Annotated in this window: 28 protein-coding genes; 2 read left to right on the top strand and 26 right to left on the bottom strand. The window is 31.2% G+C overall.

What is annotated here, in order from left to right; translation table 11 throughout:
- Positions 1 to 2 precede the first annotated feature (2 nt).
- The 11 genes from KDK92_RS23450 to KDK92_RS23400 all read right to left on the bottom strand — a co-directional run bounded on the left by KDK92_RS23450 (position 3) and on the right by KDK92_RS23400 (position 6,641).
- Positions 3 to 266 (bottom strand): hydrogenase subunit MbhD domain-containing protein, encoded by a 264-nt coding sequence (locus tag KDK92_RS23450; RefSeq protein ID WP_250861859.1) that lies wholly within the window; start codon positions 264 to 266, stop codon positions 3 to 5.
- Positions 259 to 600, bottom strand: a complete 342-nt coding sequence (gene mnhG, locus KDK92_RS23445; protein ID WP_250861858.1) for a monovalent cation/H(+) antiporter subunit G — start codon at positions 598 to 600, stop codon at positions 259 to 261. The genes KDK92_RS23450 and mnhG overlap by 8 nt, the downstream gene beginning before the upstream one ends.
- A complete protein-coding gene (locus KDK92_RS23440; protein WP_250861857.1) occupies positions 597 to 878 on the bottom strand; it encodes an MrpF/PhaF family protein in 282 nt (93 codons plus the stop codon). Before KDK92_RS23440 ends, mnhG begins: the two co-directional genes overlap by 4 nt.
- Positions 878 to 1,414, bottom strand: coding sequence for a Na+/H+ antiporter subunit E (locus tag KDK92_RS23435; RefSeq protein WP_250861856.1), 537 nt, complete (start codon positions 1,412 to 1,414; stop codon positions 878 to 880). Before KDK92_RS23435 ends, KDK92_RS23440 begins: the two co-directional genes overlap by 1 nt.
- Positions 1,415 to 1,501: 87 nt before the next feature.
- Entirely contained in the window at positions 1,502 to 2,158 is a 657-nt protein-coding gene (gene hypB / locus KDK92_RS23430; RefSeq protein WP_250861855.1) for a hydrogenase nickel incorporation protein HypB, read from the bottom strand.
- A 24-nt stretch (positions 2,159 to 2,182) separates the two neighbouring features.
- Positions 2,183 to 2,524, bottom strand: a complete 342-nt coding sequence (hypA, locus tag KDK92_RS23425) for a hydrogenase maturation nickel metallochaperone HypA (RefSeq protein WP_250861854.1) — start codon at positions 2,522 to 2,524, stop codon at positions 2,183 to 2,185.
- Positions 2,524 to 3,606 carry a hydrogenase large subunit gene (locus KDK92_RS23420; RefSeq protein WP_250861853.1) on the bottom strand — a complete coding sequence of 361 codons (1,083 nt, stop codon included), beginning with the start codon at positions 3,604 to 3,606 and terminating at the stop codon, positions 2,524 to 2,526. Before KDK92_RS23420 ends, hypA begins: the two co-directional genes overlap by 1 nt.
- Positions 3,607 to 3,724: 118 nt before the next feature.
- A complete protein-coding gene (locus tag KDK92_RS23415) occupies positions 3,725 to 4,102 on the bottom strand; it encodes an NADH-quinone oxidoreductase subunit C (RefSeq protein ID WP_250861852.1) in 378 nt (125 codons plus the stop codon).
- A 90-nt stretch (positions 4,103 to 4,192) separates the two neighbouring features.
- Positions 4,193 to 5,188 (bottom strand): hydrogenase expression/formation protein HypE, encoded by a 996-nt coding sequence (gene hypE / locus KDK92_RS23410; RefSeq protein ID WP_250861851.1) that lies wholly within the window; start codon positions 5,186 to 5,188, stop codon positions 4,193 to 4,195.
- Positions 5,189 to 5,338: 150 nt separating this feature from the next.
- Positions 5,339 to 6,397, bottom strand: coding sequence for a hydrogenase formation protein HypD (gene hypD / locus KDK92_RS23405; protein WP_250861850.1), 1,059 nt, complete (start codon positions 6,395 to 6,397; stop codon positions 5,339 to 5,341).
- Between the two features lies 1 nt (position 6,398).
- Positions 6,399 to 6,641 (bottom strand): HypC/HybG/HupF family hydrogenase formation chaperone, encoded by a 243-nt coding sequence (locus KDK92_RS23400; RefSeq protein ID WP_250861849.1) that lies wholly within the window; start codon positions 6,639 to 6,641, stop codon positions 6,399 to 6,401.
- A gap of 347 nt (positions 6,642 to 6,988) precedes the next feature.
- Between KDK92_RS23400 and KDK92_RS23395 the strand changes: the two genes are divergently transcribed.
- Positions 6,989 to 7,414 carry a hypothetical protein gene (locus tag KDK92_RS23395; RefSeq protein ID WP_250861848.1) on the top strand — a complete coding sequence of 142 codons (426 nt, stop codon included), beginning with the start codon at positions 6,989 to 6,991 and terminating at the stop codon, positions 7,412 to 7,414.
- 26 nt (positions 7,415 to 7,440) lie between these two features.
- Here the strand turns inward: KDK92_RS23395 and KDK92_RS23390 are convergent, their stop codons facing one another.
- Entirely contained in the window at positions 7,441 to 9,990 is a 2,550-nt protein-coding gene (locus KDK92_RS23390) for a calcium-translocating P-type ATPase, PMCA-type (RefSeq protein ID WP_250861847.1), read from the bottom strand.
- Between the two features lie 375 nt (positions 9,991 to 10,365).
- On the opposite strand from KDK92_RS23390, the gene KDK92_RS23385 reads away from it, so the two are divergent.
- Complete coding sequence (locus KDK92_RS23385; protein WP_250861846.1) at positions 10,366 to 12,009, top strand: putative manganese-dependent inorganic diphosphatase; 1,644 nt, start codon at positions 10,366 to 10,368, stop codon at positions 12,007 to 12,009.
- A 293-nt stretch (positions 12,010 to 12,302) separates the two neighbouring features.
- Here the strand turns inward: KDK92_RS23385 and KDK92_RS23380 are convergent, their stop codons facing one another.
- The 14 genes from KDK92_RS23380 to KDK92_RS23315 all read right to left on the bottom strand — a co-directional run bounded on the left by KDK92_RS23380 (position 12,303) and on the right by KDK92_RS23315 (position 25,204).
- The gene (locus tag KDK92_RS23380; protein WP_250861845.1) at positions 12,303 to 13,559 is read right to left on the bottom strand and encodes a serine hydrolase domain-containing protein; all 1,257 of its coding nucleotides are present in this window, start codon (positions 13,557 to 13,559) and stop codon (positions 12,303 to 12,305) included.
- Between the two features lie 529 nt (positions 13,560 to 14,088).
- Positions 14,089 to 14,889 (bottom strand): flagellar hook-basal body complex protein, encoded by an 801-nt coding sequence (locus tag KDK92_RS23375; RefSeq protein WP_250861844.1) that lies wholly within the window; start codon positions 14,887 to 14,889, stop codon positions 14,089 to 14,091.
- Positions 14,890 to 14,917: 28 nt separating this feature from the next.
- Positions 14,918 to 15,682, bottom strand: coding sequence for a flagellar hook-basal body complex protein (locus KDK92_RS23370; protein ID WP_250861843.1), 765 nt, complete (start codon positions 15,680 to 15,682; stop codon positions 14,918 to 14,920).
- Between the two features lie 3 nt (positions 15,683 to 15,685).
- Positions 15,686 to 15,871: a hypothetical protein gene (locus KDK92_RS23365; protein WP_250861842.1), complete on the bottom strand. Its 186-nt coding sequence runs from the start codon at positions 15,869 to 15,871 to the stop codon at positions 15,686 to 15,688.
- Positions 15,868 to 16,287 (bottom strand): hypothetical protein, encoded by a 420-nt coding sequence (locus tag KDK92_RS23360; RefSeq protein WP_250861841.1) that lies wholly within the window; start codon positions 16,285 to 16,287, stop codon positions 15,868 to 15,870. The genes KDK92_RS23365 and KDK92_RS23360 overlap by 4 nt, the downstream gene beginning before the upstream one ends.
- A gap of 45 nt (positions 16,288 to 16,332) precedes the next feature.
- Complete coding sequence (locus KDK92_RS23355) at positions 16,333 to 17,064, bottom strand: FliA/WhiG family RNA polymerase sigma factor (protein WP_250861840.1); 732 nt, start codon at positions 17,062 to 17,064, stop codon at positions 16,333 to 16,335.
- A 12-nt stretch (positions 17,065 to 17,076) separates the two neighbouring features.
- Positions 17,077 to 17,715: a flagellar brake protein gene (locus KDK92_RS24870; RefSeq protein WP_250861839.1), complete on the bottom strand. Its 639-nt coding sequence runs from the start codon at positions 17,713 to 17,715 to the stop codon at positions 17,077 to 17,079.
- A gap of 12 nt (positions 17,716 to 17,727) precedes the next feature.
- Complete coding sequence (locus KDK92_RS23345; RefSeq protein ID WP_250862032.1) at positions 17,728 to 18,600, bottom strand: MinD/ParA family protein; 873 nt, start codon at positions 18,598 to 18,600, stop codon at positions 17,728 to 17,730.
- A complete protein-coding gene (gene flhF, locus KDK92_RS23340) occupies positions 18,597 to 19,865 on the bottom strand; it encodes a flagellar biosynthesis GTPase FlhF (RefSeq protein WP_250861838.1) in 1,269 nt (422 codons plus the stop codon). Before flhF ends, KDK92_RS23345 begins: the two co-directional genes overlap by 4 nt.
- Positions 19,865 to 21,922, bottom strand: coding sequence for a flagellar biosynthesis protein FlhA (gene flhA / locus KDK92_RS23335; RefSeq protein WP_250861837.1), 2,058 nt, complete (start codon positions 21,920 to 21,922; stop codon positions 19,865 to 19,867). Before flhA ends, flhF begins: the two co-directional genes overlap by 1 nt.
- A 17-nt stretch (positions 21,923 to 21,939) precedes the next feature.
- On the bottom strand, positions 21,940 to 23,772 hold the full coding sequence (locus KDK92_RS23330) for a fused FliR family export protein/FlhB family type III secretion system protein (protein ID WP_250861836.1): 1,833 nt from the start codon (positions 23,770 to 23,772) through the stop codon (positions 21,940 to 21,942).
- Entirely contained in the window at positions 23,772 to 24,038 is a 267-nt protein-coding gene (fliQ, locus tag KDK92_RS23325) for a flagellar biosynthesis protein FliQ (RefSeq protein WP_250861835.1), read from the bottom strand. Before fliQ ends, KDK92_RS23330 begins: the two co-directional genes overlap by 1 nt.
- 10 nt (positions 24,039 to 24,048) lie before the next feature.
- Entirely contained in the window at positions 24,049 to 24,864 is an 816-nt protein-coding gene (gene fliP, locus KDK92_RS23320) for a flagellar type III secretion system pore protein FliP (protein WP_250861834.1), read from the bottom strand.
- Positions 24,851 to 25,204 (bottom strand): flagellar biosynthetic protein FliO, encoded by a 354-nt coding sequence (locus tag KDK92_RS23315; RefSeq protein WP_250861833.1) that lies wholly within the window; start codon positions 25,202 to 25,204, stop codon positions 24,851 to 24,853. The genes fliP and KDK92_RS23315 overlap by 14 nt, the downstream gene beginning before the upstream one ends.
- Between the last annotated feature and the right edge of the window lie 6 nt (positions 25,205 to 25,210).

Genomic DNA, 25,210 nt, shown 5'->3' with positions numbered 1-25,210 from the left:
GATTATTTGCCCTCCTTTTTTACACTTTTTTCTTTGGATTTACTTAGGGCGATTAAGAATATAACTGGCGTTAGAATCACACCTACAACACCTTCTGCAAGAGCAACATCTGGAGCTTTTAATAGAAGAAACTCTAATGCTACAAAAGTACCTACTGCAACCAATGCTATAATACTGGCCATTGTGTCTTCAAGTATAACTGTAAATAATCCTGCAATAATGATACCAACAATAACAATTGCGTTTAACACTTCAAAACTAGTCATCGCACTTGTCCCCCTTATACTCATCACAAACAGTTTTTTTATCCATTTCTGCACCGCTTTTGTATGCAGCTCTAGCCATTGCATGTGACGCTACTGGGTTTGTTAAAATAATAAAAACTAGAATAACAAATGCTTTTACAGCAATATCTATCTTTCCACTACCAATACCAAATATTATTGCTGCTAGTAACAAGAAAATACCACCCATTGTTACAATGTTGGTTGATGATTGCAACCTACAATATGTATCAGGCATTCTTATAATTCCAACCACACCAGCGAACACAAAGAATATACCCAGAATTAAGCATACATCTATCAGTATTCTGATCATAGTTTTCCCTCCAAATATTTTGATATAAGGACTGTACCTATAAATCCTAATAAGGCTAGCACTAACCCAAGGTCAACATATAATGAATTATTCATAACACATCCAAAAACAACCATTATGAATCCCGATAAAACCTCAATGCAATCTGCCGCCAAAACCCTATCAATAATATGAGGACCTTTAACTATTCTAAATAATAAAACTAACGCCATGATTCCTAAAACTATTGCAGCAATAAGAAAATCATTTTGTATAACTTCTATAGTTTCTAAATTCATTATTTAAATATCCTCCTTACCCACGGTTCAAAACTTCCCTTAATAATTTCTGAAGTCTTCCCCCTATCTCTTTCTTGTACGTCAATCCAATGGATATACATGTAATTTTCGTTCTTACCTTTTTCAATCTCCATTGTAATTGTACCTGGAGTCAACGTAATACAATTAGCAAGCATAGCCAATCCATAATCTGACTCTACTGGTGTTTTAATCTTAACAATCCCTGGTTTAACCTTAACCTTTGGTGATAAAGCTCTTATAGCAACATCAATATTAGATTTAAGCAACTCAACAAAGAATATAAATATGAATACTATAAAAGAAAGTATTCTTGATGGATTAATCAGCCAGAAAGGACTTTTCTTTATGAAAAATCTATGACAAAAAATTGCCATAACTGCAGCAACAACCGCTCCTACAATTAATTCTTGAATGATTACCCCTGACGCCATACCAGTCCCAAATGGGATTGTCAATCCTACCCATATAATCATACAGAATATAAATGTTGATAAATAGGATAAGAATTTATTCATTTAATCCCCTCCTTAAAGACACTTAAATAATAAATCAGACATCTTATTTGGCTTTTTAATCTGACTAATCTATTCTTTTCATGATCTTTAATTGAATTTTTTTTCTATGTTATTTTCAATAAATGAAACAACATTTTCGAATCCACTACCTTCTCTTGAATTTACTTTATAAATTTCAAGATCTTCATTTAGCTTTTTACATTCCCTAACAACTCTCTCATCATCAAATCCAAATACATCTTTAAAATCATGTTTTGTAAGAACTAAAGCATCACTTCTAGAAAACAATAGAGGATATTTTTCTACCTTATCGTCTCCCTCTGGTATGCTCAATATTGCTATTTTTAAATGCTCACCTATGTCGAACTCTGCTGGACATACAAGATTACCAATGTTCTCTACTATTAAAATATCAGTCTTATTAAGGTCAAATTCTGGAATGATATTTTTTATTGACATAGCTTCAATATGACATGCACCATCTGTGTTAAGTTGTACAACTGGAACTCCCATATTTGCAATATCTTCTGCATCTATAGTACCAGCAACATCACCTTCAATTACTGCAAATGAATACTTGTGCTTTAATTTTTCTATCAACATCTTTATAAATGTTGTCTTACCAGCACCTGGTGATCCCATAATATTTAAAACTAATGTCTTATTGTCATCAAATTCTTTAACTAATTCATTATGACAATTCTCATTCCATTCTAAAATCTGTCTAACTACTTTAACTTCCATTAATATTACTCCCTTCAACAATCTCTAGTCCATCTCAAGAGTATCTATCAAGAACTCTCTACCCCCAGTTATTTTTATATTATGGGAGCTGCAGTTTATACAATTATAAACCCCTTTTCTACATTCAAAAGATTCTCCACAATCCTTACATTCAATATTTATTGGTATTTTCTTTGTATTAATTTTTGCCCCTTCAGCGACTGTTCCCTTAGCTATAATATCGAAATAATATTCAATACTAGCTGGTACAAGCCCTGTTAATTCACCTACTCTTATGTTAATTGCGATAACTTTTTCCATACCATGTTTCTTCACTTCTTCTTCGCAGATATTTAATATACTTTTCGTTACTGGAAGCTCGTGCATTATCTATCCAAACATGAGAAACATGGATCTATACTAGCTACTATTAGTCCTGCATCTGCAACAGAATTTCCCTTAAGCATTGCTGGCACAGTAGCCGCATTTTTAAAAGTAGGTACATGTATATTAACTCTATGAGGGTTTTGTTTACCATTAGAAACTACATAGTAAGTAACCTCTCCCCTTGGTGCTTCTATTCTCACACAAGTTTCTCCCAGAGGAACTTTAGGCAATTTTATGCCTAAATTCAATCCAGTATCAGGCATATTTTTTGCAACTTGTCTTAAGATCTTTACACTTTCTTCTGCTTCAAGTATTCTCACTAAAACTCTTGAGAAAATATCACCCTCATCAAATGAAATTGCTTTAAAATCAAAATCTTCATAACAGATATAAGGATCAATTTTTCTAACATCATCTTTAATACCTGATGCTCTTCCATGAGGACCACAAGCTCCGTATAACCAAGCAATATCTCTAGGTAATACTCCTACTCCTTTTGATCTTAATGCAGTAGTCTTATCAGTTCCAAGAATATTCTTAATATTCTTAAGTGGTTCTTCTAATTCATCTAACATTTTTAGAAGTAGTTTTAGTTGTTCATCGGTAAAGTCTCTTCTAGCTCCACCAACAATATTCATTGCATAATTAACTCTATTTCCTGTTAACATCTCTAGCATTTCCATAACTTTCTCTCTTGCATCGAAAGTATACATAAATGCACTATCAAATCCAATTAAGTGGCCAACTAATCCAAGCCAAAGGAAATGTGAATGTAATCGTTCTAGTTCGCAGATAGCAACTCTAACATATTGCCCTCTCTTTGGAACTTCCATTCCAGCTATTTTTTCTAAAGCTAAACAATATGTAAGTGCATGAGAATGGGAACATATCCCACAAACTCTTTCAACTAAAGTAATTGTCTGTATATGATTTCTTTCTGTTGCTAGTTTTTCAATTCCTCTATGATTATAACCAATAAAAACATCCGCATCTTTAATCACTTCACCTTCAGTGTAAAGTTTCACATGAACTGGTTCTTCAAGTGCTGGATGGTATGGTCCAATAGGTACCGTATAACTCATAATTCTTCTCCTCTCTAGGACAAGATAAACTACTTCAACTATTAATTTATATGTGTCCAAAACTAATTGAATCCTTTAGATTTTTCACAAATATAAATTAAGTTTCAGTATAGTTTATCTATAAATTATTTTTTTCTCTTAATTCATTTAAAGGAATAACAAGAATCTGACCAGTTCCATCGAAATCTTCTGGTAAAAACAATCTTCCTGATTTCTCTAATCCCTCAAATTTAATCTCCATCATTTCGCATATCTCTTCTTCACACCATTGTGCAGACCCTGCAAACAGAGGTGTCAATGAAGGGACAACCTTTTCGCCTTTAAGAAGATATGTTCTAAGATGACCATCAATATCAAAGTTATATGCTACAACATTTTCGCCTTTGTCATCAACATAACCATTCATAATTACAAGTCTTCTTTCCTCTTTAAGGAATTTTTCAGCCAAAGGAATTAGTTCTTCAATTTTAATTTCTACAATTTCATTCTGAACCATGCTCTACCCTCCTTATATTGTTTAAATTATATTATTAACTACTGAGTGTAGTAATAACCAGTTATAATTCTTGTGTTTATTTAAAGATAATTAGCAGATTCTTGGAAGCATATCATGTGTCAATTTACCTAAAATTCGTCTACCTCCAAACCTACTTTTGTAAAGCACCTTACCATGCTCTTCTTTGTTTATCTCTCCAATGATAGCAGCATTTTTAAATTCATTAATATTTTTAACTTCTTCAATAAATTCACTTGCAACTGTTCCATCTATTACTATTATTCCTTTTCCTTCGTTTGCACTATATAAAGGATCTAATCCAAATATTTCACAAGCACCAGCTACTTTTTCATTTATTGGTAGTTTTTCTTCCTGTATAGTTATAGAAATTTCGCTATTCTCAACAAACTCATTGAGGGTTGTTGCTACGCCCCCTCTTGTTGGATCCCTCATTATTTTAATGTATTTTGCGTATTTTTTAATGAGTGGAATTAGTTTTACAAGGGGCATACAATCAGAAGACAGTTGTCCATCTAATAGCTTCTCTCTCTCACAAAGAATTGATACACCATGATCACCAATATCACCAGTAATAATGACAGCATCGCCTGCTCTAATATTATCTCTACCTAAATTTAAATTTTCTATTTTCTCACCAATACCAGATGTGTTAATATAAATACCACTTCCATGACCTTTATCAACAACTTTAGTATCTCCTGTTACAACCTTTACATTGCTGTAGTTACATGTAGTTTTAACGCTCTCTACTATCCTCTGTAGTTTTTCAATTTCGTATCCTTCTTCAAGAATTATTGATAGGCTAAGATATTTAGGTATACATCCTCCCATTACCAAATCATTCACAGTACCACATACTGATAGCTTGCCAATATCCCCACCATTAAAAAAATGAGGGTAAATAACAAAACTATCTGTAGTAAAACCATATTTATCATCCACTATTGTTGCATCCGTCATGTTTTCAAGAGTATTGCCGTTTATAGTCTTTAAGATAACATCATTTATAATCTCAGATGTCAATACTCCGCCATTTCCATGAGCCATTGTTATAGTTTTTTTCATGACCTTACCTTCTCTCTATTATAGAAAATCCGTAGTTAAACTTAATTTATGCACACCTTAGAAAAAGCTATACGATTACCGCTCAAAATCGCAACGTTTCTTTGAGTTTTGAGTGTGTATAAATTTAGTTTTATCTTGGAATCTCTATAATTATGTATTATATTTATAATATGCAGCACAACTTCCTTCACTAGATACCATACAAGGACCTATGGGATTAATCGGGTTGCATCCATTACCGAAAAGTGGACATTCCTTAGGTTTTATTTTCCCAATTAGAACTTCTCCACACTTACAAGGTGAAATTTTTCTATTCTTATCCTCTTTATAAGGAAAACTTTCTTCTATATCATACTTGCTCCATTTTTCTTTTATCTTCATTCCGCTATTAGGTATACACCCAATCCCTCTCCAGACATCATCTCTAGGTTCAAGAATTTCATTATATAGCTCCATAGCTACCTTATTTCCTTCTTTACTCACTATACTTTTATATGCATTCCCTACTTTTTTATTACCATTCTTAATATTCTGAATCATTTGGAAAAGACCATATATCACTTCTTCTCCCTTAAATCCTACTATACTACTATAACAATCGTAATTTTCCAAAAATTCAAAACCTTTTACTCCAGTTATTGTAGCCACATGACCTGGAATTATAAAACCATCAACATTCAACTCTTCATTACTCAATACCGCTTTCATAACTGGTTCAACTAATTTATGAACTGAAAATACTTTAAAGTTGTCAATCCCCCGAATATCTGCCTCTAATATTGCTGCTGCAGTAGCTGGTATAGTCGTCTCAAATCCAATTCCTAAAAAGACAACAAGCTTATCTGGATTTTTAAGTGCTATTTCAACAGCATCAATGGATGAATAGATGATTCTCACATCTGCTCCCATACCTTTAGCTTTTCCTAAAGATATTTCTGGATTACTCCCTGGAACCCTTATCATATCACCATATGTAGTAATAATAATATTCTCTTTTAATGCTAATTCATATATGAAATCAATATGACCATTATCTGTAACACATACTGGACATCCTGGCCCAGAAATTAGGTTTATATTCTCAGTGATAATCTCTCTAATACCATTTTTACATATAGACATAGTATGTGTACCACATACTTCCATGATATTTACTTTCTTTTCTAAAGTATTTATCTCACGGAGCATTCTCTCAATGTTTTGATCCATGTTATCTCCTCTCTTTTTGAAGCTCTATTATCTTTTCATCTAATTCTTCCAGAGCTTCCTTTATCTCATCTGCAGTATCTTGACTAATTCTTTCAATTGCAAATCCTGCATGAACCATAACGTAATCCCCTACATTCACTTCTTTTAAGTAATCTAGCCTGAATTTTTTAATAATTCCGTTAATTTCTCCAATACCATTTTTATCATTAATCTCTGTTATCTTTAAGGGTACACCCAGACACATAATATCACTCCTTACATCCTAAAACCCTATTACCAATTTACAGCATTAAAGTTGTTTTTATCCTTTTAATACCTATATAATAACATATTTTTTATAAAAAGTAATTAAAGATATAAAAATAACAATCATTGAATAATACTGTATAACAATACCAATATTAACATAATTATATATTACTTTCATATGAAATACTTTGATTCAAATCACTTTTAAAAAATAAAATAATCTCAGTTACTTGTAGTAAATTGGAATATAATATATAATATTAAGATAGGTATAATATACTTAAACTATTTGTTTGAATATGCCTTAGGATTATAAAATTTAACTATGAAAGGAAGATCATAATGGGTTTTAAAGAATCTGTATCTCAAAAATATGCAGAAACTTTTTATGAAAAGAATAAGGATAGATTAGCACAGGTACAAGGTAAGATTCTCCAATGTAAAGTTGAAAGAAAAACAGTACTTTGGATTTTTCATAAATTGGCTGCTACTATATTAGTTAAACCAGCAGGAAGTAGAAATATTGTAAAATGTGAATACATAAAGAAAAGATGGTTTAAGCCAGTAAAATTTGTTCAAATTTCACAAGGCCATTCTGTAATAATTCAAGGCTTAAAAGGTAAAAAAGATAAAAAAGGTAAATCTAAAGGTAATAGAGAAGTTATTTCAATTATGAACATACGAAATCTAACTAATAAAACTGATTTAGTTCCTGTTAATGATGCTAACATGAAGGTTCAGAAAGTTAGAGATAAAAGATTTAAATAAAAAATGCACGCCTTCGCGTGCATTTTTTATTTTTTCTCAAATAGTGAGAAAAGATTATTTATGAATGCTATAATATTTGAATAGAAGATGATAATCAACCATTGTGGATGTGATAATCCAACTGTATGGAAAATACTCTGCATAAAGGGATTATAAATAATTAAAAGTAACATAAGAAACGATAATAAAACGGCTCCAACTAGTGCTTTATTTCCCAACATATTTATATTAAATAGTGTTTTACTCTCTGACCTACATTCAAATACATGTATTAATTGAGAAATAATCAAAGTTCCTAGTGCAATAGTTCTACTAGTTTCAATATTCATTCCAAATAATTGAGCAGTTATAAATGCTAAAACTGTACATATCCCTATCAATGACCCTCTTATAAATATTTTTTCTTTTAACCCTCTTGCAAAGATACTTTCTTTACTACTACGAGGCTTTCTTGTCATTACATCCTCGTCTGCCCCATCAACTCCTAGTGCCAATGCTGGAAGGCCATCTGTAGCCAGATTGACAAAGAGTATTTGTATAGGTAATAATGGAGTTTTCAAATAGAATATCGAAGCTAAAAACATAGTGAGTACTTCTCCAAGATTACAGGATAATAAATACCTTATAAATTTTCTAATATTATCATATATTTTTCGTCCTTCCTCTACTGAAGAAACAATTGTTGAGAAGTTATCATCAAGTAATATCATTGCTGATGCCTCTTTTGTAACATCAGTACCATTTATCCCCATTGATATACCAATATCTGCTTCTTTAACAGCTGGCGCATCATTAACACCATCTCCAGTCATGGCAACTATTTCACCTTTTCGTTTAAATGCTTTTACAATTCTTAGTTTATGCTCAGGATTTACTCTAGCAAACACCTTAATTTTATCAAGCTTTTTCTCAAGTTCAACCTCACTCATTACCTCTAAATCTGCTCCAGTGAGAACTTCATCTAGTGATTGACACAATGAAAGCTCTTTACCAATGAAGTATGCTGTTTTTTTATGATCTCCTGTAATCATTACTACAGATATCCCAGCATCTTTACATCGTTTAACTGATTTCTTTGCTTCACTCCTAAGCGGATCTTTCATTGCAGCTATACCAACAAAAAGAAGCTTCTCCTCTATACTCTCATTCAAAGAACTAACGTTATACTTAATAGCTCCCCCTATGCATCTTAACCCTTCACTTGCAAACTCATCTATTGCTTTTAATATCTGCCTTTTTAATTCTGATGTAAGTTCTCTTTCTTTTCCATCTATATAAATTCTATTACACTTATGAATTATTTTTTCAGGAGCTCCTTTTATATATGCTGTTCGCTTTCCACCAACCTCGGTGACAACACTCATCATCTTTCTTGAAGAGTCAAATGGAATATCATATATCCTTTTCTCAATAGATATTGCTGATCTTAATGTTTCAACTTTCTTATAAAAAGGTTTTATCAATCCAGTTTCAGTTGGATCTCCTGATACCGCATTCTCCATTTTTCGTTTCATAAAACTAAAGTTACAATCATTACAGTATGTAAATATTTTCTTAAGTATCGTTAATTCATTAAATCCGTTATTATATACTCTACCAGAATAAAATATTTTTTGAACCTTCATCTTATTCTCAGTTAAAGTGCCTGTCTTATCACTACAAATTACAGAAGTACATCCTAATGTTTCAACAGCATGTAACTTTCTTACTAGAGCGTTCTGTTTTAACATTCTAGATACTCCAAGAGCCAATGATACTGTAACTATTGCTGCTAATCCTTCAGGTATTGCCGCAACAGCTAAACTAACGCCTACCATGAGCATTTGAACAGGATCTTGTCCCCTATATATACCCAAGGCACTTACTATAATACATATTCCTATACAAAGGTATACCATAATTTTACCTAGATGATTCAACCGCTTCTTTAATGGTGACTTATCTTCATCGATGTTATTCAACATATGAGCAATTTTTCCCATCTCAGTATTCATTCCAGTTTCAATAACTTTGGCACTTGCTTTTCCTTTCAATATTACGGTACCCATGAATATTATATTTTTACCTTTATCTCCATTTTTATTTACTCCTATTGATTCACCTGTTAATAAAGATTCATCAACTGTTACTCCACTTGATTTTGTAATTACACAGTCAGCAGGTATTCTATCACCTGTTTCTAATATAATTTTGTCTCCCGGTACAAGTTCTTCTGAGTTAATTACCTTCATAGATCCATTTCTAATAACCTTTGAAGTTGGTGCGGCTAAGGTTTTTAGTGCCTCTAAAGCTTTCTCAGTTTTAAATTCTTGGACAAATCCTAAAATTGCATTCATAAACACAATTATTATTATTGTTAATGCATCTGCTTTATCCCCTACTAACCCTGAAATTACAGTTGCTCCAAGTAACACCCATATTATCACATCATTAAATTGTTCTAAAAAAATCTTAATTGGTGATAATTTCTTTTTCTTTTTGATTGTATTTTTACCATATTTCTCTTGCCTCAATCTTACTTCTGAGCTTGAGAGCCCATAATCTTCTTTAAACGATTCCGTAGTTTTATGTATCAAGCTTTTCCCTCCTCATCATCTCTAGATTTTCATAATTCATAAAATATATATATGACTCACCTATTATTTTTATGAGTAAAACTGTTCTCTTTAAAAATTTACTTTACTAAAATCAAAATTAAATATAAAATATAACTATTGGAAAACTATAGATATCTCAGTTCAGTTAAATTTATAAACCTGTTTTTAAAGGTGTATAATAATTTATACATAAACTTTAGAAAAGGCTATATGATTCACACATAACTCATTGAACCTTTGAGATTTTGAACGGTTATCGTATAACTTTTTCTAAGGTGTGCATAAATTAAATTTCACGGTAGAATATCTAAAAAGATAAAACTTATTTGTTATTGAGAAGGAGGGAATTACTAGATGAATAATCATCTTTACATATTTGGACATAAAAATCCTGATACAGATTCAGTTTGTTCCGCATTGGCATATGCTGAATTCAAAAACAAAACTGGTGAATTACCAGCTGTTGCTTATAGATTAGGTGATATAAATAGCGAAACAAAATTTATTTTAGATCACTTTGAAGTAGATGAACCGCCTCTTCTAGAGACTGTTAAAACTCAAGTTGATGATCTTAATATCGATAAAATAGCTCCTGTAGCACCTGATATTTCAATTAAAACAGCTTGGAACTTAATGAAAAAAAATAGAATAAAGATGTTACCTATTGTTGATAACAATGAGCATTTATGTGGTGTAACTTCTGTTTCAAATATTACTACAAGTTATATGGATATCTGGGATAATACCATTCTATCAAAAAGTAAAACCAAAATAGAACACATAATAGATACCCTTAATGGTCACCCTGAATATATAGCTGAAGAAAATGGAAAATATGAAGGTAAAATCATCGTAGCCGCTATGCACCCAGACAATATAGAAGAAATTCTAGAAAATGGAGATATTGTTATATGTGGTAATAGAGAAGATTCTCAACGATTCGTTATTGAAAAAGGTGCCTATCTACTTATTATTACAGGTGGCCACACAGCAAGCGCAGCAATCCTTACAGCAGCCCGAAAGCATAATTGTTCTGTATTAACTACCCCTTATGATACTTTTACTGCTAGCCGTTTAATAACGCAGAGTATCCCTATTGAATATGTAATGACAAAAAAGAATATCATTTCTTTTAAAACTGATGATTTTGTGGAAGAAATAAAAGATATCATGTTAGAAACACGTTATAGAAGCTATCCTGTCTTAAATAATAATAATAGAGTAATTGGGGCAATATCTAGATATCACTTAATATCCAAAAATAAAAAGAAGGTAATCTTACTGGACCACAATGAAAAGCAACAATCTGTTCATGGGTTAGAAGACGCTGAGATTACTGAAATAATCGATCACCATAGAATCGCTGATGTGGAAACTGGCTTACCAATTTACTTCCGTAATGAACCTGTAGGAAGCACTTCCACTATCATAGGCTCAATATTTTTTGAAAATGGTATAAGACCTTCAAAAAAAGTAGCAGGTATTTTATGTGCAGCAATTATTTCAGACACTTTACTTTTAAAATCACCTACAGCTACACCTGTAGACGAACTAGTCTTAAAGAGACTATCTCAAATTGCAGATCTAAATATTGAAAGCTTTGCAAAGAAAATGTTCAAAGCCGGTACCTCTCTTGAAGGGAAATCAGCTGAAGAAATTTTCTATCAAGATTTCAAAACATTTACTTTAAACTCTCTAAAGGTTGGAGTATCTCAAGTAAGTACCCTTTACCTAGAAGGTTTTGAGCCTCAAAAAAATGCTGTTATTAACCTTATGAATGGTTTAGCTCAAGCAGAGAGTTACGATTTAATTATATTAATGGTTACTGATATATTAAACACTGGTTCTGAATTTATTGGTGTTGGTGAGTATAAAGATTTAATAGGAAAAGCATTCGATGTATCTCTTAAAGATCATAGTGTTTATATTCCTGGTGTAGTTTCTAGAAAGAAACAAGTTATTCCACCAATTACAAAAGCGATAACAGACCTTAAATAAAAGAAACGCTTGAGTTGAGAGTTGAGAGTGGAGAGTGGAGAGTGGAAAACGGTGGATGGTTCTGACTGGGGTCAGAACCTACATTTTGTTGTTCTATAGGACAAAAGAAGTTGACTCATTTTATCTTTGGATAAAATATTGTATTTGTAATACAACTATAATCTTGAGTCTTAGGATATAACTAACTTTTTAGATTAAGCTCTGTTTAAATAGAGTATGGATAATTTACTGATTTTAAGGGAACCTATTTTTTCTAGGTTCCCTTAATTAGTATTTATTGTTCATCATTAAACTTAATAATTAACTTTTTTTATTCCACAAAAATAAATCTCTCCCTTATTATTCTTTTGGAATGAATATTCTCTGTCTATCCAAGTATGATGAAATATATTTTGTGATATTGGATATATAGGCATTACCCACTTATCTTGCTGAATAAAATATAATTTATCCTGAATTCTTTTAACTTCATATTTAAGAAACCCTTCCTCATATATACCAGAATAACTATCATAAAGATCTAAATCAAATTGAGATTCCTCAGGTTTTGATGGCATATTATAATCATCATTGAAAACAATCTTAGCAATGTTTTCATTAATATCAAAAGAGTTTGTGAACCCATAATTACTCAACACAAGAATAGTAACTTTATCATCTATATATCTATGAAATTGATGGCTAAATCCGTTCATTCCACCACTGTGGCGAACTCTCTTATTATTAAAGGCCTTATCAATAATCCATCCATATCCATAGTCTTCTTTGTATGGTGAAAACATCTCATCCATTGTGTTTTTCGATACAAGCATTTCACTATATAAAGCTTGATCCCATAAGATCATATCCTCTATTGTAGAATAAAGAGCTCCTGCTGAGAAAGAACTCATTGTATCTATTTGGCAGCATATCAATTTTTCATCGCTTACATAATATCCACTTGCTTTATTAGGAATAATCTCAATGTAATCATCAAGTCCAGTATTTTTCATCCCTAAAGGCTCAAAAATGTTCTCCTTTAAAAATTCAATATAAGACTTTCCTGATACTCTTTCAATTATCACACCAAGTAAATAATATCCAAAGAAACAATAATCCCAGCCTTCTCCAGGCTGAAATTCTAATGGCATATCTTTAAATACTTCAAATACTTCACTTTGTGTGAATAACCGTTTTCCTAAATAAAGATGTGGATCTACAACTGAAAAATCATTAAAAAGTCCAGATGTATGAGTCATTAAATGATGAATTGTTATTCTTTCATCAAGTTCAGTATAGTCTGGGAAAAATGTTCTTATGCTTTCATTAACATTAAGCATTCCACTTTCCTTGAGCATCATAATTGCAATACAAGTAAACTGCTTTGTAAGAGAAGCGATTTTAAATTTTGTCCTTGGTGTAATAGGTACACCGTGCTCTCTACTTGCCATACCATAAGTTTTATTAAATACTTCTTTTCCATTACTCACTACTACAATTGCCCCACTGAAAGGCCATAACTTAGTGTAGGCTTCCATATAATCATTTATTTTAGCATTTATATAATCCATAAAGCTCATCTCCTTAAAGTTAATTTTATTCTAAGAAAACAAAGCCTATATATATGAATTTTTTTCTAAGGCGATATTACTACTTTTCTCTGTGCAAACTATCGCCAAATCATATCTACAAACTTTGCACAGAGCTTTACATCTCTTTTTTTTAATTGAAATCCAATACTCATATTTTCACACCCCAAACAATAACCTTATTATACAAATAATATCAAATTCTGAGTAAAACATCAAGTTTAGCGCTGCATTCTCACATACCTTCAGAGTTAATTCAATTTATAATTATAAACTCTTCTTTAATAAAAATTTATCACAACAACAAAAAAACTGATTATAGATTAACTCTACAATCAGCTTTATATACATCTTTTTAATTCCAATATGTATTGTATTCAAAGTACAATGTTTCATCAAAGATGAAACGAGTAAATCCCTATTGTCCAAGGAACAATACAATTAAAATTTCACGGAGTGAAATGTCAATCGTTCTCAACTCTCCACTTTCCACTCTCAACTATAATATGTTCTATTTGAACATATTATTTACTAATCCCCACATTTCATCTGCTGTTTTTATTGAAGTAGCATTAACCTGAAAGGCTCTTTGAGTTACTATCATATCCGTCATTTCTTCTTCCAACTTAACATTAGAAGTTTCAATAAAACCATTGAAAATATTGTAATCTGTTGCACTACTAGCAGTAGCCCCTTCAACTGGAACAAAAATATTTCTTCCTGCTGCTCTTAAAGAGTTGTCTCCTGGGAAGTTCTTTACAGCTAACTTTCCAATTTTAACATTCTCTTCATTCTCAAGATTGGAAAATAAATTTCCCTTGATATCAATATTTATTTTCCCTTTTGAAAAGTCTACTTCACTTCCAACACTATTAATATTCTTTCCTGATTCATCGAGTATTACTACTCTATTACCACTAGAGTCTGTAAGTAGTCCACTAGAATCAACCATAAAACTACCATCTCTAGTATACCCATAAGATTCATCGGTTAACTGTACTTGGAAATAACCTTCACCATCAATGGCAAAATCAGTTGTTCTCCCTGTCTCTTGAAGCATTCCCTGTCCTAAATCACGTTTAATATCTGAAACCCTAACACCACTTCCATTCATTAGCAATCCTTTTCCCTGTCTATCCTCATTTATAGGGATTCCTTTTCTCTCAAGAGTGTCTGAGAGTAAATCTTGAAATTCAACAGTATTCTTCTTGTATCCACTAGTGTTAACATTTGCAATATTATTTGAGAGAATATCCAATTTTTTCTGTTGTGCACTCATAGAACTCTTACTATTTGATATAATATTTAACATATAATCACCGCCTTAAGGCTTATTCAAATTATCTTACTCTTCCTAGTTGATTTACTGATTTATCTAAGCTTCTATCCAGTGTTGAAAGTACTTTATAATTACTTTCAAAGCTTCTATATGCAGTAATCATATCAGCATATTCATCAGATGCATTCACATTTGCCATCTCAAGTTGTCCTTGCTTAATATATGCTTTACTTTCAATCTCTTCGTCATTATTTTTGAAAAGGTTATCTCCTACCTTTTGAAGATTATCATAATTATCGAAATCAACTATATTCAGCTGATATGATAATATTTTATCAAGATAAACTTCCCCTCTTTCATTAATTGAAAGTTCTTTATTTCCAACAAAAATATCAGTTACTTCATCATTATCACCTTTTGCAGTGAGTCTATTACCATTGTTATCTATTAAGAACCCTGCTAAATCCTTTTTAAAATTACCGTTTCGTGTAAAATATTTTTGTTCATTTGCACCTTTAACAACAAAATAACCAGCGCCTTCAAGTGCTAAATCAGTAGCTTTATCAGTGGATTTAAATGCCCCTTGTCCATAGTTAGTCGAAATTTCATCAATTTCTACTCCAAAAGAAACATTTCCCAACTTATTTTCCCCTGAACCTGAAGAAGTATCTCCATTTTTTAAAAGAACTTCATTAAAACTTTTATTATTTACTCTTTGTGATTTATATCCAATAGTGTTTGAATTTGCAAGATTACTGCTGATAACTCCTTGTTTTTTTTCTTCAACAATCATCCCTGAAAGTGCAGTATACATTCCTCTAATCATAACTTAGTCCACCTCACCAGCTTTGAGCTCCCATTCATATTTCATTCCCATTTTTCTAGCTCTAATTTCAATATCTTTTTCAGTTAAAGACTTTGTGTTCCAAAGTAATAATGATGCAATAATCAATCCTATTCCAAGACCAATTCTAAATTCCTTACTTCTTATTAAGAGTTTTATTATATTCATCATAGATAGAGCTCCTTTACAAGAAGTACTTCACCTTTACTCATGTTAGTTAAACTACATACTTCATCTATATCTTTACCTTCATTTATTAATTTTCGAATCATTTCAATATTACTTGAATATCCAACGTCCTCTTTATCTTTATTTTCGATAAAAACGTCCTTTTTTCCTTCTTTATTCTCAATATTTTTGTGAAATTCATTAGAATAAGAATTTTCTACACCTTTAACTTCATAAATCTCTTTCTGCAACTCCAATATTGTTTCTGAAAATTCTTTCCTTAACTTCCCTATCTCAACTTTAAAGTCATTAGTATTATCTAATGCACTATTAAACTCTTGTTTGAACTTATTCTTCTTAAATCCAAACATAGCTGTTATTATTAGCATTAAGCCTACAGCAATAAGTAATATATTCATTTTCGACCCCCAATATAGATAAATTACTTCGCAAATTTATCTATACTAATATAAAGAATACTTAAGTTTTTTAAATGCTTTTCTTAGATTTACTATAGCTCTACTATGCAATTGGCAAACCCTTGATTCAGAAACTCCTAAAACTTTACCTATCTCTTTTAATGTAAGACCTTCATAGTAATAAAGAGATAATACTAATTGATCCTTTTCTTTTAAAATTTCAATAGCCTTTTTTAGTATTTCGTACTTTTCATTATCTAAAAAAACATTTTCTGGCTTTGGACTCTTCTCATCAACAATTGCTCCCATAAGAGGTATATCATCCTCTTCTGAGAATATTAAATCTTCTAGTGAAACAACAGAAATATAATTAATATAATTCTCTATAGCCCCAACTTCATCAATTGTTAAATTCATATCAGAAGCAATTTCAATTATGGTTGGAGCTCTATAAAACTTCTTCTGTAAACGTTCAACTGAAGCGTTATATCTATTAAGCTTGTCCATTGCACCTTTAGAAATCGGACTATTTCTTCTTAATTCATCAATAATTGCTCCTTTAATTCTAATAGAAGCATAAGTGGAAAACTTCATACCTTTTGATTCATCAAATTTATGAATAGCATCCATAAGTCCTACCATTCCATATCCTACTAAATCATCGAATTCAACATACTTAGTTTTACCAACCATCACTCTTGACGCTATATATTTTACAAGAGGAATATATTCTTTAACTATTTTTTCGTGAACATTCACTCTTTCTGCAATGGACATAAAATCACTCCTTTAGGCCTTTCTTATCTGTTGTCTCATCAACTTAAATATATAAGAAATTAGCTTTTCTCTTTCTTGAGTACCTATCTCTGTAAACCTCAAACCACAATCATACACTCTTTCTGTTTCATCATATATACATCTAACAATTTGACCTTTTGCCATTATATCCAGTTCATCAAAGTTTATCTGAACCAATAATAATTTATTTATAAGGTTTTCATTACTTTTAAACCTTAAACCTCCACCGCTTATATCTAAGACAATAGTTTTCTTCATACCATTTATAGTAGCTGAATCCAGTCTTCTCAATCTATAATCTCTATCAACACTCATATATCTAACAGAGCTAGTTACTGGAATCCTTACATCTTTTCTTCTTTGAATCTTTTTATATTCTTTAGGATTTCTCATAATTAGAACAGGTAACCCTTTGTTCTCTCTTGAGATTACAGTTGATTCAAATTTATAAATATCATCTTTATCGTAATAGTATACCTCTACTTTCTCCCCTGTTGATATTGGGAGATATGCATTACCTTTCATTGGTATATTAATCACAAATGTAGATTCCCTACTATCCTGAACAATGCTTTTATAATATTCATTTTGCCAAAATACTTCGATTCTTCTGTTTAAAGAAAGTTCCACTAAAATCACCTCTTAAGAAAATAAATTGAATACTTTTTTAAAAAACCCTTTCATATCGTTCTTCTCTTTTACCATGCCACTGCCCTCTAACTTGAGTGCTATTTCCTTAAAATCGTCAATAGCTTCACTCTGAATTGACCTTAATACAAGAGGTTTCTGCATTCGTACAGATTTCACAAGTTCCTTATCATCTGAAATACATCCTAAGGTTTGAAGTTTAATACTAAGAAATGAACTAACTACTTTTTCAATTTTTTTGAATGTTTTAGTTCCTTCTCCCTCTGAGAAAACTCTATTTATCACAAGATTAGCTTTATCTTTTATCTTATAATGATTAACTGCTTTTAATAAACTATAAGCATCTGTAAGTGATGTTGGCTCCGGAGTAGTAACAACAATCAATTCTTCAGAACATGCAATGAAGGAAAGAACACTTCTACTAATTCCTGCCCCAGTATCGATAAAAATATAATCATAACCACTTAAACTTCCTAATTTACTCAAGAAACGATCTCTTTCAATCTGATTTAAATCATCAATATTCATTAATCCAGAACCACCAGGCAGCAATTTTAATCCCATTGGTCCATCAACTAGAACATCCTCAATATCAAAATCTTTTTTAATAATATCGTAAATACTACGTTTAGAAATAATACCCATTAACACATCATCATTACCCATACCTATATCTGCATCAAATATCAGTACTTTTTTCCCCATTTTTTGAAGAGTCAATCCTATATTTACAACAAAATTACTTTTACCAACTCCTCCTTTTCCTGAAGTTATGGTAATTATTCGAGATGACTTTTCAATTCCAGAATCTCCAACAGGGTTTTTCCCGTTAAATAATTCTCTTAACTTCGAAGCCTGATCCATTATACTGTCTCCTCTCCAACAATTAAATTAGCGATATAACTACTGTTAGCATCTTTGATGTCATCAGGCACATTCTGACCAATTGTAACTAAACTCAAAGGTTTATTAGACATTTTATATGCATTATAAGCTAATCCGTAAGTGCTAGTTTCATCTAACTTAGTAAGAATAATTCCATTATAGTTCAACTTCTCAAAACCATTTATAATAGTTCTTAAATCTTTATTTTTTGTAGTTGCGCTTATTACTAAAAATATGTTTTCTGTTTCAACTCTATCAATATAAGATCTCAATTCAGAGACTTGCATAGAGTTTTTACTGCTTCTACCAGTTGTATCAACTAGCACAATGTCACAGTAATCCAATTCTTTAAGAGCAATATCCATTTCTTTAGTATTAAAAACTACTTTTATTGGAATATTCATAATTTCAGCATAAGTTTTAAGTTGTTCAACAGCTCCGATTCTATAGGTATCAATAGTAATTAAACCAACTTTTTTGTTCCCCTGAAGAGATAATTTCCCCGCCAACTTCGCAATAGTTGTTGTTTTACCTACTCCTGTAGGTCCTGCTAGCACTATTCTCCCTTTTGTAGGGAAGTCGCAATATGCTAATTCCTCTTCTAGGAAAATCTTGACTTTACTTTTAAGTTCTTCTTCATTCTCAACTGAAACTTTTCCTTTAATATCATCTCTATATTCACGAAAAATATCTATCTCTTCTAAAAAATCATCCAAAATATTTATTGTTGGTTCTTCTACTGAAGTTCCATTAATATTTGAAATCATTTTCTTTAACTCACCTAATTCTTTAATAATACTCTCATCTTGATTTGATGCTGCCCCTTGAGAAGGTTTATTTTCAAGCTTTAATTTTATTTTTTCTCTATATTGCTCAGTTATATTCAAATTTCCAGGATTATTAACTTTAAATTGTTCTGTTAAATTCGCACTTTCAGGCTTATTCACCTTCTCATTAGTATGTTTCTCTAGAGCCTGTGTTATTGCCTTAAAACTCTCATTAAAATTCCTATCTTCTTCCCTAAAATTATTTGGATAGGTATTATAATTTGAGTTATCTAATTTAATTCTCTCTTTAGAATTATCTATGGCCGCTGTAACTTCTAATTGCTTGGGAGAGAAAAAACCTAAAAATCCTTTTGGTCTTACCTTTCGCTGTGATAATATCACTGCATCTTTTCCAAGATCAATTCTAATCTGAGACATGGCTTCATTCATATTATCAACAATATATCTCTTAACTTTCATTATACGTCAATTACTCCTTCATTCCTTATTTCAACGTCGTTAGGTATCTCATTAAATGAAAGCACTGCTATATGAGGGAACGTTACCTCTGTTAGCTTTCTAAAAGCAGACCTTATATTTGGAGAAACCAAAATCACTGGTTGATATTCATAGAAGTATATATTATCAAGCATATTATTAATACTCATGAATACGCTCTGAGTGTCGTCTGGGCTTAGAGCCGGGAAACTACCTTGAATTGTCTTCTGTATATTGCTACCAATTAGGTTTTCAATCTTATTTGAAAGTGTTACAACTCTCACAAAGCCCTCTTCCGTTTTAAGATTGTTACATATATTCCTTGCTAAAGAAAAACGAGCATATTCAGTTAACATCTCAATGTCTTTTGTTGTTCTTGAGTAATCAGCTAATGTTTCAAAAATTGTTACCGTATCTTTAATTGATACTTTTTCCTTAAGTAGATTCTGAAGCACTTTTTGAACTTCTCCAATAGTCATTAGATCAGGAATTAATTCATCTACCACTGTATCATATTTTTCTTTTACGTTATCAATGATTGATTTTGTTTCTTGTCTTCCTAAAAGTTCATAAGCATGACTCTTTATTGTCTCTGTCAAGTGAGTAACTAAAACAGTAGTTGGATCAACAACAGTAAATCCTTTAATTTCTGAATCTTCCCTTTCATCACTATTTATCCATACAGCTGGTATACCAAATGTAGGTTCAATAGTTTTTATTCCAGGAATATCGAAATTTTCATCAGTTGGATTCATACATAAGAACATATTTGGCATAAGTTCACCTTTAACTATGTCTGTACCTCTTAACTTGAATCTATACTCATTATTATTTAACTGTAAGTTATCCATTATTCTTATAGGCTGAACTATTATCCCCAGCTCAATTGCACATTGCCTACGCACAGAAGTAACTCTTTGAAGTAGATCTCCACCCACTCCTTCATCTGCCAAAGGGATTAGTCCATATCCTATTTCTATTTCAAGAGGTTCAACTTGAATAAGTTTAACAACATTTTCAGGTTCTCTACTTTCAATCTCTTGAATTTCAGTTTCTTCTTCTTCAATATTCTTAAGAACTTGTTCTTTTTCCTCTTTATACATCATAAATGCACTAGTCCCAGTTCCCACAGCCAAGATAGCAAAAATAGGTTTTGGCATTCCAGGTATAAAGAATAAAAGCACTAATACTGAAGTAGCTAAAAACATTACTTTTGGAAAAGCAGTTAACTGCCCTGATATAGAACTTCCCAAGTTTTCACTACCTGATCTAGTTGTAATAATACCTGTAGCTGTAGATATTAATATTGAAGGAATTTGACTTACAAGACCATCACCTATAGTCAAGTTTATATACTTGCTAGCGGCCTCACCAATCGCCATACCACCCATTGCCCCAATTGCAATACCTGCAATGATATTTATGATAGTTATAACAATACCTGCTATTGCATCACCTTTAACGAACTTAGATGCACCATCCATTGCTCCATAGAAGTCTGCTTCAAGTTGAAGATTATTTCTCCTACGTTTAGCTTCCATTTCATCAATCATTCCAGCATTAAGATCCGCATCTATACTCATTTGTTTTCCAGGCATAGCATCAAGAGTAAATCTTGCTGCCACCTCAGAAACACGTCCAGCACCATTTGTTATTACAATAAAATTTACCAATACTAATATCAGAAATATTATGATTCCAACAACAATATTATTTCCTGCAACGAAGGTAGCAAAAGTTTCAATGATCTTACCTGCATCTGCATATAATAAAATCATCCTAGTTGATGATATATTTAGCCCCAACCTAAACAATGTTGTTATTAAAAGCAAGGTTGGAAATACAGAAAATTGTAACACATCTGTAGTAAACATGGTTAATAGTATAATAACTACTGATATTGTGATATTAACAGCTAATAATATATCTAGCAACCCTTTTGGTAGTGGAACAATCATCATCAATACAATACCAATTACTCCAAAAGGAATTATCATGTCAATATTTCTTTTTATAGAAAACTTATTTCCTTGTTCCATCCAAAACACCCTTTACATTATTTCTTAAGTTTATATACTATCGCTAGTATTTCTGCTATTGCCTGATACATATTCTCAGGCACTTCCTCATCTATCTCAACCTCACTATAAATCATTCTAGCAAGAGGTTTATTCTCAATGATAGGTATTTCATTTTCTTTTGCTCTATCTTTGATTTGTATTGCTACAAAATCTTTACCCTTAGCGAGTACTATTGGTGCTTCATCAACTCCATCCACATATTTCAAAGCAACTGCAATATGTGTTGGGTTAGTTATAACAACTGAAGCATCCGGTACAGCCTGCATCATTCGTTTTGTAGCCATTTCTCTTTGCTTCTGTTTAATCTTACCTTTGATCTGAGGATCCCCCTCCATTTGTTTGAATTCCTCTTTAATCTCCTGTTTAGACATCTTCAGATCTTTTTTATGTTGATATCTTTGATAGATATAATCCATAATAGATATAGCCATCATCACAAGAGTTATTTTTATGAATATATCCTGCAACAAGTTCTTCATTATGAGCGGAATCTGATTTAAAGATATCTGATTTATCTTTATTAAATCAGGGTAAGCAGACATCATAAATTTATAACCTACGAATCCTACAATAGAAATAATAAGTAAATCCTTAACCAGTGTAACAAGTGATCTTAAAGAAAAGAGTTTTTTAAATCCACTGATTGGATTCAATTTTTTTAAATCCGGCTTAAGTGGCTCTCCTGTTAAAAGAAATCCTACCTGCATATAGTTTACAAGGACACCTATAACCATTATAGGACAAACAAACATCATAATAATCAAAAGTCCTTTAAATAATGCGAATTTAAATATTTCCAATATATTACTTTGCGTAATTTGTGTGTTCAATAAATCACTAAAGACTGTATTCATAATTACCGCTAAGTTTTCAAAAATAGTTGATCCTAATAAAATAATTACTGCTGTTGCTACACCTAAAGTCAACGCCATACTTAGTTCTTTACTTCTAGCTACTTGCCCTTTTTTTCTAGCATCACGTTTCTTCTTAGGTGTTGCATCTTCTGTTTTCTCTCCACCTGAATCAGCAAATACGATTAATAATGGTGCAAATCCAAATAAATTATCAAAAATAACAGTAAGGTTATCAAAAATATCAACGATACTATTAATAGTAACTGGTAATAATATAATAATACTTAAAACTCCAACTAATATTTTAATAGGCATTCCAATGATCATAACATTTAATTGTGGTACGGATCTTGCAACTAGACCCAAAACAATATTAGTGATTAAAATAACTAATGCAATTGGAAGAGAAATTTTTATTCCAATTTCAAAAAATTTAAATATTACATCAAAGATATATAATATTACATCTGAAGTTATTGCTAGTTCACCGAGTTTTGCAGTGGAAAAACTGGATAACAGTGCTTCAATAATGAATTTATGACCGTTAAGTACAACAAATATTATTAGAGTAAACCAATACATAAATCTACCAAATATTGATGAAGTATCACCTAATGAAGGGTCAAACATCTGACTCATAGAAAATCCAATAAAGAAATCGAAAAGTTGTCCTGCCATTCTTATAACATGAAATCCTAATGATGTTATAAACCCTAAAGTTAATCCCGTAACAACTTCCATCATCACCATAAAAATCAAAGATGTAAGTTCAAAAGAAACAACAGTATCAAATTGAACTAAAGACATTAACATATAGGATAGTATAATTGAAAATGATGCTTTTGCAATATTAGATGTTCCTTTTGGGAAAAAAATTGGAACTGAAAAAGTAAAAGCTGCTAATCTGCTGAATACTAATAAGAACTTTATAACAAATGTTAAAGATATCGTCATTATGTTATATTAGCTATTATATCGAAAATTTTTGTTGTAAAAGCTAATATTGTTCTTATAATCCATGATCCAGCAATCAGTCCAACTAGTGATGTAATAAGTAATTTGGGTACAAATGTTAATGTTTGTTCTTGTATTTGTGTTGTAGCCTGTAGTATTGCAATTATTAAACCTACAACAGTTGCAGTAATTAGTATAGGTGATGCTATTAATAGAGCGGTTGTTAATGCATCCTTCAATATTGATAAAACCATTGTATCTGTCATCTTTATCACCTCAACTAAAACTTAATATTAGGGATTTTACTAATAAATGCCATCCATCAACCAACACAAAAAGTAAGATCTTAAATGGTAATGATACCATTACAGGCGGAACCATCATCATTCCCATAGACATAAGTACACTTCCAGTAACAATGTCTATTATTAAAAATGGAATAAATAATAAAAATCCAATCTGAAATGCAGTTTTAAGTTCGCTTATCATGAAAGCCGGTATTAGCGCTTGTATAGGTACCTCTGAATAATCCACCTTTGTTATACCATCTTCTACAGTTGTAATAACAGTATCTTCAAAGTGCCCTAATTCAACAAACATTTCTAAATCATTAACTAAAGTTTGATCTAGCATAAACTTCTTAATTGGCTTCTCACCTATCTTAATTGCTTCTTCTTGTGATATCTCATTCTTAAGATAAGGTTGAATAGCCTCATCATTTACTTTCGTAAATGTTGGGCTCATTATGAAAAATGTTAAAAATAGAGCTAGTCCCATTAAAACCTGCTTAGGAATAGCTTGTTGAACTCCCATGGCGTTTTTTAATAAGGAAAGAACTATTATAATTCTCGTAAAACCAGTCGTCATTATTACTATGGATGGTAATAATGTTAATACTGTCAGTAAAATGAGAAGTTTGATATTATCTACATATTCTTGCGGTGAATCGGGACTTGTGATATCCACGTTAATTTTAGGAATTGGTATTGTATTACCATCGCCTGGTTCAGCAAATGCTTTAAAACTACCTAAAACAATTAAGAACAAGAATAGTATGAGTACAAATCTTATAATTTTCTTATTTATTTTCATTTTTATCTCCTTTAAGCTTAAATATCTCTTTAAGACCCTTCATATTTATATTAACATGAGTATTCAAAGAGTCATTCTTACTAAAAGTATTCTTATCCAGTTCTTCTAGTATTTCAATTTTACCTTGAGATGATGCCATAAGGTAATATCTATCTTCCACTAAAACTATCAATAATGCATTATCTTTTGACAATTGTAGTCGTTCTATTACCTTCATTTTATTTCCCTTTACAATATCACCTTTACCAAATATCTTACCAATTAAGTAGATTGAACCTAATATAAGTGGTAAGAAAATTATAAGTTTGATTATCATTCCTAAAAATTCACTGTTTGTCATCCTTCA

The organism is Oceanirhabdus seepicola, assembly GCF_023684385.1.
GTDB lineage: Bacteria > Bacillota > Clostridia > Clostridiales > Clostridiaceae > Oceanirhabdus > Oceanirhabdus seepicola.
This window is presented reverse-complemented; position numbering and strand designations above follow the sequence as displayed.